The sequence below is a fragment of the Pseudomonas fluorescens genome, from assembly GCF_040448305.1.
Lineage (GTDB): Bacteria > Pseudomonadota > Gammaproteobacteria > Pseudomonadales > Pseudomonadaceae > Aquipseudomonas > Aquipseudomonas fluorescens_BH.
In genome coordinates this window covers 1,305,173-1,318,180 of record NZ_CP148752.1, presented here as the reverse complement: position 1 = coordinate 1,318,180, position 13,008 = coordinate 1,305,173, and the positions used below count along the sequence as shown (strand labels likewise).

The window sequence follows — 13,008 nt, the reverse complement described above, 5'->3', positions numbered from 1 at the left end:
GGCGCCAGGCAGGTACAATGCCCACCCCCTTTTTGTTACGGCCCTGACATGACTGACCCGATTCGTCTCTCCAAACGCCTCATCGAACTCGTCGGCTGTTCCCGTCGGGAGGCTGAGCTGTTCATCGAGGGCGGCTGGGTCACCGTCGACGGTGTGGTCATCGACGAGCCGCAATTCAAGGTCGACACCCAGAAAGTCGAGCTTGATCCCGAAGCCAAGGCCACCGCTCCGGAACCGGTGACCCTGCTGCTCAATGTGCCCGCCGGCATGGACGCAGACACCGCCATGGCCACCCTCGGCGCCGAAACCCTGAGCGAAGAACACCGCTACGGCAAGCGACCGTTGCGCGGGCACTTCCTGCGCCTGACCGCCAGCACCGACCTGCAGGCCAACGCCAGCGGTCTGCTGGTGTTCACCCAGGACTGGAAAATCCTGCGCAAACTCACCGCCGACTCCAACAAGATCGAACAAGAGTATGTGGTCGAGGTTGAAGGCGAGATGGTGGCTCACGGCCTGAACCGCCTGAACCACGGCCTGACCTACAAGGGCAAGGAGTTGCCGGCGGTCAAGGCCAGCTGGCAGAACGAGAACCGCCTGCGCTTTGCCATGAAGAACCCGCAACCGGGCATCATCGCCCTGCTCTGCCAGGCGGTCGGCCTCAAGGTCATCGCCATCCGTCGCATCCGCATCGGCGGCGTGTCCATCGGCAAAGTGCCGCTGGGGCAATGGCGCTACCTGTCCGGCAAAGAGAAGTTCTAAGACTTTTCTCGCCGCCACACATTTCGGCGCCGCGCCTGGCCGCGACGCCCACAGCTGAATATCAGGACTGCACACATGATTCATAACGACGTACTGCGCAGCGTGCGCTACATGCTCGACATCAGCGACAAGAAAGTCATCGAGATCATCAAGCTCGGCGGCATGAACGTGACCCTGCCCGACCTGCTGACCTACCTCGACAAGAAAGAGGAAGACGAGGAAGGTTTCGTACGCTGCCCGGACGAAGTCATGGCGCACTTCCTCGACGGCCTGGTGATCTTCAAGCGCGGCAAGGACGAAAGCCGTCCGCCGCAGCCGATCGAAGTGCCGGTGACCAACAACATCATCCTGAAAAAACTGCGGGTGGCGTTCGAGCTCAAAGAAGACGACATGCACGCGATCCTCAAGGCTGCCGAGTTCCCGGTGTCCAAGCCTGAACTGAGCGCACTGTTCCGCAAATTCGGCCACACCAACTATCGCCCTTGCGGTGACCAGCTGCTGCGCAACTTCCTCAAGGGCCTGACCCTGCGCGTTCGCCCGCAATAAACGCCCGCTGGCCTTGAACTGCACGCATGCAGTTCAAGGCCGGGCCATATGGCCCCTCATTCCGCGCAAAAATAGTGGCTCCGCTTCTGGCGGCTGACGACTAGGGTGTAAAGACCTCAGTTCTCAGGATTCGCCATGCACCCCTACTTTTCCCTGCAAGGCCGCACCGCCCTGGTGACCGGCGGCACCCGTGGTATCGGCAAGATGATCGCCAAGGCCTACGTCGAGGCGGGCGCCACCGTGTACGTCTGCGCCCGCGACGTCGAAGCCTGCCAGCAAACCGCTGACGAACTCGGTGCACTTGGCCGCTGCCGCGCCATCGCGGCGAACCTCGCCACCGAAGAGGGCGTCCTGCAACTGGCCACCCGCCTGGGCGAGCAGATCACTCATCTGGACATTCTGGTGAACAATGCCGGCACCACTTGGGGCGCGCCACTTGAAAGCTACCCGATCAAGGGCTGGGAGAAGGTCATGCAGCTCAACGTGACCTCCGTGTTCAACTGCATCCAGCAATTCCTGCCCCTGCTGCGCAAGGCCGGTTCCGAAGCGAATCCGGCGCGGATCATCAACATTGGATCGGTGGCCGGGATTTCCTCCTTCGGCGAGCAGGCGTATGCCTACGGACCGAGCAAGGCTGCATTGCACCAACTGTCGAGGATTCTGGCGCGCGAACTGGTCAGCCAGCACATTAACGTCAATGTGATCGCCCCGGGGCGCTTTCCGAGCAAGATGACCCAGCACATTGGCAATGATGAACAGGCGCTGGCGCAGGATACGGCGTTGATCCCGATGAAGCGTTGGGGCCGCGAGGAAGAGATGGCGGCGCTGGCGATCAGTCTGGCAAGTACCGCGGGTGCCTACATGACCGGGAATATCATTCCGCTGGATGGCGGGTTCAGCCTCTAGATCAGCGGTGCGGCCATCGCGAGCAGGCTCGCTCCCACAGGGGATTTGTGGTGGACAGGAAACAGATGAGCACCCCCGAATCAATGTGGGAGCGAGCCTGCTCGCGATGACGGACTGATAGGCGCCACCGGGCCAGAGGCCGTGTGGGTTATCATGCCTGCCTTAATCCCGCCTCGACCCCAAACCATGACCTACAGCGTTTCCCCCATCGGCTTCGTGCGCTCCTGCTTCAAGGAAAAATTCGCCATTCCGCGCCAACCGCAACTGGCCCCGGCCGCCCGTGGCGTGCTGGAACTGGTGGCACCGTTCGATCAAGGGGACGCGGTGCAGGGCCTGGAGCAGGTCAGCCACGTGTGGCTGCTGTTCCTGTTCCACCAGGCACTGGAAGAAAAGCCTCGCTTGAAGGTCCGCCCTCCTCGCCTCGGCGGCAACAAGTCCATGGGCGTGTTCGCCACCCGCGCCACCCACCGCCCCAATGGCATCGGGCAGTCGGTGGTGAAACTGGACAAGGTCGAAGCCGGCCGGCTTTGGATCTCGGGCATCGATCTGCTGGATGGCACGCCGATTCTCGATATCAAACCCTACGTGCCCTACGCCGACATCATCGACACCGCCGCCAACAGCATCGCCAGCGCTGCGCCGCAGTTGATCCCCGTGCAGTGGACAGACACAGCGCTGCAACAGGCTCACGAGCATGCCCAGCGCCTTGCAGAGCCTTTGGTTGAGTTGATCGAGCAATGCCTGGCGCAAGATCCACGCCCGGCCTATCAAACGCCTGCACCCGAGCGGGAGTACGGCGCGCAGTTCTGGGATGTCGATGTGCGCTGGCACTATCCGACACCAGAGCTGATCCGCATCCTGGAAGTCATTCCCGCAATAAGCTGAACGACAGAAACAACTGCGGGAAAGCAGAGCCGTTGAGCGGCTGCTTACTTCTCGACGAACGCACGCTCGATCAGGTAATCACCTGGTTCGCGCATCCGCGGCGAAACCTTCAGGCCGAAGCTGTTCAGCACTTCGCTGGTCTCGTCGAGCATGCTCGGGCTGCCGCACAGCATGGCGCGGTCGTCCTGCGGGTTGATCGGTGGCAGACCGATGTCGCTGAACAGCTTGCCGCTGCGCATCAGGTCGGTCAGGCGACCTTCGTTCTCGAACGGCTCACGGGTCACGGTCGGGTAGTAGATCAGCTTGTCACGCAGCGAGTCGCCGAAGAATTCGTTCTGCGGCAGGTGCTCGGTGATGAACTCGCGGTAAGCGACTTCGTTGACGTAACGCACGCCGTGGCACAGGATCACTTTTTCGAAACGCTCGTAGGTTTCCGGGTCCTGGATGACGCTCATGAACGGCGCCAGGCCGGTACCGGTGCTGAGCAGGTACAAATGTTTGCCAGGCTTCAGGTCATCCAGTACCAGCGTGCCGGTAGGCTTCTTGCTGATGATGATCTCGTCGCCTTCCTTCAGATGCTGCAACTGCGAAGTCAGCGGACCATCAGGCACCTTGATGCTGAAGAACTCGAGATGCTCTTCCCAGTTCGGGCTGGCAATCGAGTAAGCGCGCATAAGCGGGCGGCCGTTGGGCTGTTGCAGGCCGATCATCACGAACTGACCGTTCTCGAAGCGCAGGCCCGGATCACGGGTGCACTTGAAGCTGAACAGAGTGTCGTTCCAGTGGTGAACACTGAGGACACGCTCGTGGTTCATGTTGCTCATGTACGTGGGACTCCTGGAGATTAGGTCTGCGCTAGCTCATTAGGACAAGCGCTGCGGCGCGCAATTGCATCGCATTCTAATAGCGACGACAATATCTGTTAACTGGATTATTAAGATAAGGGTTATCGGTTATATCGATATGCGATTTACTCTTCGTCAACTACAAGTCTTCGTCGCCGTCGCCCAGCAGGAAAGCGTATCCCGTGCTGCGGGCCTGCTCAACCTCTCGCAATCGGCGGCGAGCACCTCGATCACCGAACTGGAGCGCCAGTGCAGCTGCCAGTTGTTCGACCGTGCCGGCAAACGGTTGAGCCTGAACGCCCTCGGTAAACAACTGTTGCCGCAAGCGGTCGCCCTGCTGGACCAGGCCAAGGAAATCGAGGACCTGCTCAATGGAAAGTCCGGTTTCGGCTCGCTGGCCGTGGGCGCGACCCTGACCATCGGCAATTACCTGGCCACGTTGTTGATCGGCAGCTTCATGCAGCGCCACCCGGAAAGCCAGGTGAAGCTGCATGTGCAGAACACTGCCAATATCGTGCAACAAGTGGCCCACTATGAAATTGATCTGGGTCTAATCGAAGGCGACTGCAGCCACCCGGACATCGAAGTGCAAAGCTGGGTCGAGGACGAACTGGTGGTGTTTTGCGCCCCTCAGCATCCGTTGGCCAAGCGCGGCACGGCCACCATGGACGAGTTGAGCCACGAAGCCTGGATCTTGCGCGAACAGGGCTCAGGCACGCGGCTGACCTTCGATCAAGCCATGCGCCATCACCGCACCTCGTTAAACATCCGCCTCGAGCTTGAGCACACCGAAGCGATCAAACGCGCGGTGGAATCAGGTTTGGGGATCGGCTGCATTTCCAGGCTGGCTTTGCGCGACGCATTCCGCCGCGGCAGCCTGGTGCCTGTCGAAACGCCGGATCTGGATCTGGCGCGACAGTTCTATTTCATCTGGCATAAACAGAAATATCAGACCTCGGCGATGCGCGAGTTCCTCGATCTGTGCCGCGCCTTCACCGCCGGGGTCCAGCGCAGCGACGAGATCGTGCTGCCGACGATCGCCTAGAGCAGAATCACCGCCCACACCAGGGCAATCATGCTCAATGCCACGGCCTGGGCGGCACTGCCCATGTCCTTGGCATTCTTGGACAGCGGGTGCCGCTCAAGGGAAATGCGGTCGATGGCCGCTTCCACGGCCGAGTTGAGCAACTCGACGATCAACGCCAACAGGCATACCGCGATCAACAACGCCCGTTCGACCCGACTGACATTCAGGAAGAACGACAAAGGAATCAGGATGACGTTGAGCAACACCAATTGCCGAAAGGCGGCTTCACCGGTGAAGGCTGCACGCAGACCGTCCAGCGAATAACCGGAAGCATTGAGAATACGTTTCAGGCCGGTCTGGCCTTTGAAAGGTGACATAGAGTGGGCAACTGGCAAAAAAGAAGTGGGAAAGCTAGTTCAACCAAAGTCAAAAAAGCGTGAATTTGCCAGCCTTCAATGGCTGGAAATTGACTCAAGTTGTTGCAGGAGCAGCGCGGCCTGGGTCCGGGTCCGCACATTCAGTTTACGGAAAATCGCGGTCACGTGCGCCTTGATAGTTGCCTCGGAAACGCTGAGCTCGTAGGCGATCTGCTTGTTCAGCAAGCCTTCGCAGACCATGGTCAGCACCCGAAATTGCTGCGGCGTCAGACTGGCAAGGCCTTCGCTGGCCGCCTTGGCCTCATCCGAGACGCTGACCGCTTCGAACGCCTGCGGCGGCCAGAACACGTCGCCATCGAGAACCGCACTCACGGCCTTCTGAATCACACTCAAGTCGCTGGATTTGGGAATGAAGCCACTGGCGCCGAACTCACGAGACTTGACCATGATGGTCGGCTCTTCCTGGGCCGAGACCATGACCACCGGAATCTGCGGGTACTGCCCGCGCAGCAGGACCAGCCCGGAAAAACCGTAGGCCCCCGGCATGTTCAGGTCCAGCAGTACCAGATCCCAATCGGACTTTTCCGTCAGGCGCACTTCCAGTTCGGCGATGCTCGCCACTTCCACCAGGCGGACATCCGGGCCAAGGCCCAGGGTCAGCGCTTGATGCAAGGCACTACGAAAAAGTGGGTGGTCATCGGCAATCAGGATTTCGTATGTGGCCATTTTTCAAATGATCCTGTTTTTCATGGGACGCCCGATGCATTCGGACCTCGCCAAAGCAAGTCAAGACACAGCCACGGAGCTGCATTGACAAGGCACGCTCAACGCAAAAAACGGCGTTGAAAATTACGGCCGCACCCTAATCGGCGCCAAGCATGCCCAGCGAAACCGGGGTGGTCAAGCAGCATGGCCGGTACACTTTATTGCAGTATGCGCGACAATCAGTCCATCAATGGGACGACCGACCGGACATAGGGCATCAACTCGGCGTGCGCCGGGGTCGAAACGTTCATGTCCAACTGGTGTTTGGCGTCGAGGTAATGCTGGCTGAACACATCAAAGTAGGCATCCAGCGCCGATGCTGCGGCGACATCGCCTGCAAGGTCGAGGCACAGCGCCGCCACTTCCGCCGTACACAGATGCTCGCTGCGGGTCGAGCGGCGCAACCGGTAGCGGGAGAGTTTCTCTGGCAGCAGGCTGAGGATCGGCAGTCGGTCGAAATAGGGGCTCTTGCGAAAGATCTTTCGTGCTTCGGTCCAGGTCGCATCCAACAGAATGAACAACGGGCGCTTCGTGCCATCGACGTCCACGCTGTTTGTCACGCGCTCGGGCTCGACGTACTCACCCGGAAACACCAGGTAAGGCTGCCATTGCGGGTCGGACAACAGCGCCAGCAACATCGGATCGATCTCGGTACGGGACCAGATGAAGGCATGGTTGTCAGGCACCACGTCGGCGATCAGCCAACCGGTGTTGCTCGGTTTGAACACTTCCTTGTTGGTCATGATCAGGCACACGCCAGAGCGGGTAGCGACCTGCGGACGCCATGCGCACAGGCAATGGCTCTCGATCACCCGGCAGTCACGGCAGCGCGGCGCGCGCCAGCCGCGGGCCTGAATCGGCTTGATGCCCTCCTCCTCGCGCTGATCGCGCAAGCGGGCTACGGCGTTCAAGGCAAAGCGCGCTGGGGTATGACTCATGGCGGGCAATGCCCACAGAGAAGGGAAATCGACACGAAAAACACTCGACAGGGTAAAAAGTGCCAGCAGTTTACCAGAGCGCCCGGCGCAAGCCTGTACCGTCCAGCCTGCCTCCCCTATAATTCGCCGCCACTGAACGCACAGTCACGTGACGGGTCCAACCCCCCATCACTGAACCAGGAGAGTTTCATGCTGCGCCTTATCGTTCCTACCGCGGCCATTTTGCTGGCGTCGTCCTTCAACGCTCAGGCTGCGTCCTTGAAAGACACGGAACTGAGCAAAATGCTGCAAAACGTCGCCACCCAGAGCAGCGTCGGCACTCCACGAGCGATCAACGAAGACATACTCGATCAAGGCTACACCGTTGAAGGCAAACAGCTGATCAACCATCTGAGCGTGCAGAGCAGCCACGCCGACAAGATGCGTGCAGACCCGAAAGCCGTGTACTTCCAGTTGGGAGCTTCTGTCTGCAGGAACGAAGGGTTTCGCAAGCTGATGGCCAAGGGTGCGATCATGCGTTACGACTTCACCGAGGTGAAGACCAACCGCCCGGTCGGCTCCGCGAGCTTCCAGGAATCGGATTGCCTGCAACCGGCGAAGAAGAAAAAGTAATCACCGGGTATTGGCGCGTCGTTGTTCATCTTCGGCGCGCAACTCCGCCAGCAGCGCCTGCAAGTAATGCGAACGACGTTCGCCACCGCGCAAACGTCGGCAGCACTCCTCTTCGAGACTTAACTGATGGGTCTCGGCTGATGCCTTCAGCAATCGATACAGTTGCGTATCGATTTCCAGAACGACTCTGGTCATGGTTTCCCGCCTCCCTGCACTTCACTCATGTTTGAGCGATAAATCCTTGAACCGCTTGTACCGTGCGCCCTGCCGTTGACGCAAAGCTGTCGTGTGACACCTGTAACTTAGTAAATCAGAGTGCCGCACATGCGACGTACGTTCAGACGAGCGGTGAAAGCACCTTGCAAATCGTCAATAAGCGGTTGCCAGGAAAGACTTTGTGGCGCAATGATCAAGACAGCGCAATTCACTGTGAAGGTCTAGATTTCAGGGTATCCACGTTCACTTTTTCAGGCTGGGAAGGGGCTGGCCGTCGCTTGTCGTGTTGTGCGAACGTTTCTTTCATCCAAGGGAAAACAGAGCCTGTTTGGATGATCCGATACCTTTCGGGTCAAGTAGATCGCCCAGGCATGGGCCTGGGCAGACAGCGACACATGAAGTGTCGTGGCACCGACGTACGTTGTCGGGCCGAGGGTTCTGTGCAGAAGGAGAAGTTGAATGCCTTACCAACCGAATGACCTCCTGAGCCGTCATTTTGAAGAAAGCGGCCATGACCTCATCAGCAAGGTCGAAGAACAGCTCAAGCTGATTTCACCCAACAGCCCGAACACCCCGATCTACCGCGACATGATCCTGACCGTGCTGCGCATGGCCCAGGAAGACCACAACCGCTGGAATGCCAAAATCACCCTGCAAGCCCTGCGCGAACTGGAACAGGCTTTCCGCGTACTCGAACAATTCAAGGGGCGGCGCAAGGTCACTGTTTTCGGCTCGGCCCGTACCCCCATGGAACATCCGCTCTACAGCATGGCCCGGGAACTCGGCGCCGCTCTGACGCGCTCGGACATGATGGTCATTACCGGCGCCGGTGGCGGCATCATGGCCGCCGCCCATGAGGGCGCCGGCCTGACACACAGCCTGGGTTTCAACATCACCCTGCCCTTCGAACAGCATGCCAACCCTACTGTCGACGGCACGACCAACCTGCTGCCCTTCCACTTTTTCTTCACCCGCAAGCTGTTCTTCGTCAAGGAAGCCGACGCCCTGGTGCTGTGCCCGGGTGGCTTCGGTACGCTGGATGAAGCGCTGGAAGTGCTGACGTTGATCCAGACCGGCAAGAGTCCATTGGTGCCCGTGGTACTGCTCGACGCGCCGGGCGGCAAATTCTGGCAAGGCGCACTGGACTTCATTCACCAGCAGCTGGAGGAAAACCACTACATCCTGCCCACTGACATGAAGCTGGTAAAACTGGTCTACAGCGTCGAAGAAGCGGTGGAGCACATCAACCAGTTCTACAGCAACTTCCACTCCAGTCGCTGGCTCAAGCATCAGTTCCTGATGCGCATGAATCACACACTCAGCGACCACGCACTCGAACACATGCAGGAGGCTTTCGCCGACCTGTGCCTGAGTGATCATTTCCATCAGCACACTTACAACACCGAGGAACACAACGAAGCCGAATTCAGCCATCTGGCGCGGCTGGTCTTCAACTTCAACGCCCGCAATCATGGCCGCCTGCGCGAGCTTGTGGACTACATCAACCTGCCGGAAAACTGGGCACAATCAAAACCCCAGGTACAACAACGCACCCGGGAGCCGTCAAAGGTTTCGTGAGGCATAAAAAAACGGCCCGCTATCGAAATAGCGGGCCGTTTCAGTTCAATCGTCCATCCCTCGACCGCTGAACAGGCGGTTGATCATTTCCATGGAGTATCCCCGATACGCCAGGAACCTGCCTTGTTTGGCTCGGTCCCGGGCGTCTGCCGGCAATTGCCCGGAGAACTTGCGCCGCCAGGTATCGATCAATTGCTCCTGCCAGTCGATTCCGCTCTCACGCAGGGCGAGTTCAATATCGGTGCGCTGCAGGCCACGCTGGCCCAACTCTTCACGAATGCGTAAAGGGCCATAACCGGAACGGGCGCGGTAGGAAACGAAACTTTCGAGGTAACGGGTTTCGGACAACAACCCCTCTTCCGTCAACCGGTCGAGTGCTGTTTCGATCATTTCGGGGATGGCGCCGCGCTGACGCAGTTTACGCGTCAGCTCGACACGACCGTGCTCGCGCCGTGCGAGCAGGTCCATTGCGGATCGCCGCACCGCGACGAGTGTATCGAGTACGGCGGTCATTGCTTCGATCAGATATCAGCGTCAGCCAGATCGTCTTCGGTCTCTTTGACCGCAGAAGCTTTGGCGTCTGCTACCGACGAAGGGGACAGCAGCTTGTCACGCAGTTGCTTCTCCAGCTTTGTCGCGACGTCCGGGTTGTCTGCCAGGAACTTGGCCGAGTTGGCCTTGCCCTGACCGATCTTGGTGCCTTCATAGGCATACCAGGCACCGGACTTCTCAACGAAACCGTGCAGAACACCCAAGTCGATCATCTCACCGTTGAGGTAGATGCCCTTGCCGTAAAGAATCTGGAACTCGGCCTGGCGGAACGGCGAAGCTACCTTGTTCTTCACAACCTTGACGCGGGTTTCGCTACCGACGACTTCATCACCATCTTTCACCGCGCCGGTACGACGGATGTCCAGACGAACCGATGCGTAGAACTTCAGTGCGTTACCACCGGTGGTGGTTTCCGGGCTACCGAACATCACGCCGATTTTCATGCGGATCTGGTTGATGAAGATCACCAGGCAGTTGGCGTTTTTGATGTTACCGGTGATTTTACGCAGCGCCTGGGACATCAGACGGGCTTGCAGGCCCACGTGCATGTCACCCATTTCGCCTTCGATTTCAGCCTTTGGCACCAGGGCGGCCACGGAGTCGACGATGATCACGTCAACCGCGTTGGAGCGCACCAGCATGTCGGTGATTTCCAGGGCCTGCTCGCCGGTGTCCGGCTGGGAAACCAGCAGGTCGTCGACGTTGACGCCCAGCTTGCCGGCGTACTCAGGGTCAAGGGCGTGTTCGGCGTCGACGAATGCGCAAGTCGCGCCGGCTTTTTGAGCCTGGGCGATCACGGACAAGGTCAGCGTGGTTTTACCGGAAGATTCAGGACCGTAGATTTCAACAATACGGCCTTTTGGCAGACCGCCGATGCCGAGAGCAATGTCCAGACCCAGAGAGCCAGTGGAGATGGCCGGGATCGCCTGACGGTCCTGATCGCCCATACGCATTACGGCACCCTTGCCGAATTGACGTTCGATCTGACCCAGGGCCGCAGCCAAGGCTTTCTTCTTGTTGTCGTCCATTAAAGTCCTCACGTAATCAATAAGGCCTGACGGCCAACACCTGTATAAGTAGCCAGTATTATTCCACAGCGATTCCGGATCGCCTACCCCTGATTTGAGATTTCTGCCGCGGCATACCGCAGCAGCCCCTCTAGCGCGGCCTTCACCGTTTGTCGGCGGACGTCGTCGCGATTACCCGGGAAGTGCTGCCGCTCGCAGAACACCTGATCTCCGACGCCCCAGGCCAGCCACACCGTGCCAACCGGCTTGTTCGCCGTTCCACCATCCGGACCGGCGATGCCACTGACCGCCACGGAGAAATACGCGCTGTTTTTCTTCTGCGCCCCCCGGACCATGGCCTCGACCACCTCGCGGCTGACCGCGCCCACGGTGGTGAACAACTCCACCGGGACATCCAGTTGCAGGGTTTTCTGCCGGTTGGAGTAGGTGACATAACCGGCCTCGAACCAGGCCGAACTCCCGGGGATACGGGTGATTGCCTCGGCGATGCCTCCGCCGGTGCAGGACTCCGCCGTGGTGACGTGGGCATTGAGAACCTGCAGGCGTCTGCCGAGTTCGGCGGCGAGTTGGGTGATTTCGTTCACGGTCATCTCCTGATCGGGCGGGATGAGGTTAACCGTACACGAGCAGACCGCACTTGCAAGCTACAGGACCGATCAAAATGTAAGGAATCAGAGGCTCTGGAAAAGGCCTGTCGGGGAATCAATCTTCCACGTCACCGGACGGAGCATGACCGATACCCATGCGCTTGGCCGCCCAACGCTCATACAGCCCTAAAACGACGTCTGTCCCGGCCATCGCCGTTAAACAACCACCCGCACAAGCTGCCCAAATGGAAACATTGGCGGCGTGCAGCAGCATGATGACCGAGGCGCCGCAGATCATGCTGGAGCCAGACCGCAGGCTCAGGCGCCGGATAAGGGGCCAGCCACGAACGCCCTCTTTATCGGCACGCCACATTTCACCGGTAACGCCACCGAGTACTGGCAGGCTGATGACCAGCCAAAGAGGCATGTCAAGCAACGCATATTGCTCAGCGGTCATTTCATGCCTCCTTGAGTGAACGGTCATTCCGTATTCTTGAATAGATAGGCAAATAGATTATGCATCAATGCATATTCAGTCAATGCATTAACGCATCAAAAAGATGAACCAATGTTTTCAGCACACGAAAAAAACCCGCTCGGGAAGTGCGGGTTTTATCTGAACGCAGGGGTGTTAGCGGGCGTACATACCCCACCAGAAGACATGACCGAGGATAACAATCGGCTCCTCCTGGATTTCCTGAAAGGTGTAATCTTCGTCCGGATGCTCGTCGCGATTGAAGCTGCGCAAGCGAATCCCGGTCGGCAGGCGATACAGCTGTTTCACCCGCAATTGGCCGTTGTGATTGATTGCATAAAGGTCGCCGTCAACGATATCGCCAATGCCGCACTTGCCGGCATTGACCCCGACCGTGGCGCCATCGCGCAGTACCGGCAACATGCTGTTGCCCCGCACTGTCACGCATTTGGCCTGGTCGAACTGCACGCCGTTATGGCGCAGGCTTCGTTTGCCGAAGCGCAGGCTAGAGCGTTCGCTCTCCTCGATGACGAATCTTCCTGATCCCGCGGCCAATTCAACCTCGCGAAGAAAGGGGACCGACACCTCGTCGTCATCGACAGGGGTATCGTCGTCCCACAGACTTATATCCTTGAGTTCCGAATGCACAGGAGCGCGCCCGGCATTAGCGGCAGACGCGACGTCCGCGCGACCTCGCAACTGGTCGGTGCTCACGGAAAAATAGTCGGCAATTTTCGAAATGTGCCTATCCGAAGGATCGACGATTTTCCCGCTGAGAATGCGCGAGAGCGTGGATTGAGGCACGCCGGTGCGACGGTGAAGCTCCGTGGGGGAGATCCCGTGCTGATCGAGCAATGCTCTTAATACGGTAGATACGTTGCGTTTTTGCATAATGCGCATAGTGCTTGCTCT

General features: G+C 58.9%; 17 protein-coding genes. 7 read left to right on the top strand and 10 right to left on the bottom strand.

Annotation, left to right across the window (positions count from 1 at the left end; translation table 11 throughout):
• Nucleotides 1-48 precede the first annotated feature (48 nt).
• The 4 genes from WHX55_RS05890 to tsaA all read left to right on the top strand — a co-directional run bounded on the left by WHX55_RS05890 (nucleotide 49) and on the right by tsaA (nucleotide 3,096).
• A complete protein-coding gene (locus WHX55_RS05890; RefSeq protein ID WP_150727653.1) occupies nucleotides 49-759 on the top strand; it encodes an rRNA pseudouridine synthase in 711 nt (236 codons plus the stop codon).
• A 75-nt stretch (nucleotides 760-834) separates the two neighbouring features.
• Nucleotides 835-1,305, top strand: coding sequence for a DUF1456 family protein (locus WHX55_RS05885; RefSeq protein WP_108216691.1), 471 nt, complete (start codon nucleotides 835-837; stop codon nucleotides 1,303-1,305).
• Nucleotides 1,306-1,440: 135 nt separating this feature from the next.
• A complete protein-coding gene (locus tag WHX55_RS05880) occupies nucleotides 1,441-2,211 on the top strand; it encodes an SDR family oxidoreductase (RefSeq protein ID WP_057716145.1) in 771 nt (256 codons plus the stop codon).
• A gap of 186 nt (nucleotides 2,212-2,397) precedes the next feature.
• On the top strand, nucleotides 2,398-3,096 hold the full coding sequence (gene tsaA, locus WHX55_RS05875; protein WP_150754182.1) for a tRNA (N6-threonylcarbamoyladenosine(37)-N6)-methyltransferase TrmO: 699 nt from the start codon (nucleotides 2,398-2,400) through the stop codon (nucleotides 3,094-3,096).
• A gap of 44 nt (nucleotides 3,097-3,140) precedes the next feature.
• Here tsaA and fpr read toward each other — a convergent pair whose 3' ends face one another.
• Nucleotides 3,141-3,920 (bottom strand): ferredoxin-NADP reductase, encoded by a 780-nt coding sequence (gene fpr, locus WHX55_RS05870; protein WP_150727656.1) that lies wholly within the window; start codon nucleotides 3,918-3,920, stop codon nucleotides 3,141-3,143.
• A 139-nt stretch (nucleotides 3,921-4,059) separates the two neighbouring features.
• On the opposite strand from fpr, the gene WHX55_RS05865 reads away from it, so the two are divergent.
• Nucleotides 4,060-4,986 carry a LysR family transcriptional regulator gene (locus WHX55_RS05865; RefSeq protein WP_046041182.1) on the top strand — a complete coding sequence of 309 codons (927 nt, stop codon included), beginning with the start codon at nucleotides 4,060-4,062 and terminating at the stop codon, nucleotides 4,984-4,986.
• Here WHX55_RS05865 and WHX55_RS05860 read toward each other — a convergent pair.
• From WHX55_RS05860 to WHX55_RS05850, 3 genes are all read right to left on the bottom strand, one after another.
• Nucleotides 4,983-5,345: a diacylglycerol kinase gene (locus WHX55_RS05860; RefSeq protein WP_150754183.1), complete on the bottom strand. Its 363-nt coding sequence runs from the start codon at nucleotides 5,343-5,345 to the stop codon at nucleotides 4,983-4,985. The two genes, WHX55_RS05865 and WHX55_RS05860, sit on opposite strands and share 4 nt — an antisense overlap.
• Before the next feature lie 75 nt (nucleotides 5,346-5,420).
• Nucleotides 5,421-6,071: a response regulator transcription factor ErdR gene (gene erdR, locus WHX55_RS05855; RefSeq protein ID WP_150727658.1), complete on the bottom strand. Its 651-nt coding sequence runs from the start codon at nucleotides 6,069-6,071 to the stop codon at nucleotides 5,421-5,423.
• Between the two features lie 218 nt (nucleotides 6,072-6,289).
• Nucleotides 6,290-7,048, bottom strand: a complete 759-nt coding sequence (locus tag WHX55_RS05850; protein ID WP_150754185.1) for a tRNA-uridine aminocarboxypropyltransferase — start codon at nucleotides 7,046-7,048, stop codon at nucleotides 6,290-6,292.
• A 189-nt stretch (nucleotides 7,049-7,237) separates the two neighbouring features.
• Between WHX55_RS05850 and WHX55_RS05845 the strand changes: the two genes are divergently transcribed.
• The gene (locus WHX55_RS05845; protein ID WP_150727660.1) at nucleotides 7,238-7,660 is read left to right on the top strand and encodes a quorum-sensing-regulated virulence factor family protein; all 423 of its coding nucleotides are present in this window, start codon (nucleotides 7,238-7,240) and stop codon (nucleotides 7,658-7,660) included.
• Here the strand turns inward: WHX55_RS05845 and WHX55_RS05840 are convergent, their stop codons facing one another.
• Complete coding sequence (locus WHX55_RS05840; protein ID WP_150754186.1) at nucleotides 7,661-7,855, bottom strand: hypothetical protein; 195 nt, start codon at nucleotides 7,853-7,855, stop codon at nucleotides 7,661-7,663.
• 480 nt (nucleotides 7,856-8,335) lie between these two features.
• Between WHX55_RS05840 and WHX55_RS05835 the strand changes: the two genes are divergently transcribed.
• The gene (locus WHX55_RS05835) at nucleotides 8,336-9,454 is read left to right on the top strand and encodes a TIGR00730 family Rossman fold protein (RefSeq protein ID WP_150727662.1); all 1,119 of its coding nucleotides are present in this window, start codon (nucleotides 8,336-8,338) and stop codon (nucleotides 9,452-9,454) included.
• Nucleotides 9,455-9,499: 45 nt separating this feature from the next.
• On the opposite strand, the gene recX is transcribed toward WHX55_RS05835, so the two are convergent.
• From recX to WHX55_RS05810, 5 genes are all read right to left on the bottom strand, one after another.
• On the bottom strand, nucleotides 9,500-9,967 hold the full coding sequence (gene recX, locus WHX55_RS05830; RefSeq protein WP_353742222.1) for a recombination regulator RecX: 468 nt from the start codon (nucleotides 9,965-9,967) through the stop codon (nucleotides 9,500-9,502).
• Between the two features lie 8 nt (nucleotides 9,968-9,975).
• Nucleotides 9,976-11,034 (bottom strand): recombinase RecA, encoded by a 1,059-nt coding sequence (gene recA / locus WHX55_RS05825; RefSeq protein WP_353742221.1) that lies wholly within the window; start codon nucleotides 11,032-11,034, stop codon nucleotides 9,976-9,978.
• 83 nt (nucleotides 11,035-11,117) lie between these two features.
• Complete coding sequence (locus WHX55_RS05820) at nucleotides 11,118-11,618, bottom strand: CinA family protein (RefSeq protein WP_056722269.1); 501 nt, start codon at nucleotides 11,616-11,618, stop codon at nucleotides 11,118-11,120.
• A 118-nt stretch (nucleotides 11,619-11,736) separates the two neighbouring features.
• Nucleotides 11,737-12,078 carry a phage holin family protein gene (locus WHX55_RS05815; RefSeq protein ID WP_150727665.1) on the bottom strand — a complete coding sequence of 114 codons (342 nt, stop codon included), beginning with the start codon at nucleotides 12,076-12,078 and terminating at the stop codon, nucleotides 11,737-11,739.
• Between the two features lie 174 nt (nucleotides 12,079-12,252).
• Nucleotides 12,253-12,987: an XRE family transcriptional regulator gene (locus WHX55_RS05810; protein ID WP_150757397.1), complete on the bottom strand. Its 735-nt coding sequence runs from the start codon at nucleotides 12,985-12,987 to the stop codon at nucleotides 12,253-12,255.
• Nucleotides 12,988-13,008: the final 21 nt, after the last annotated feature.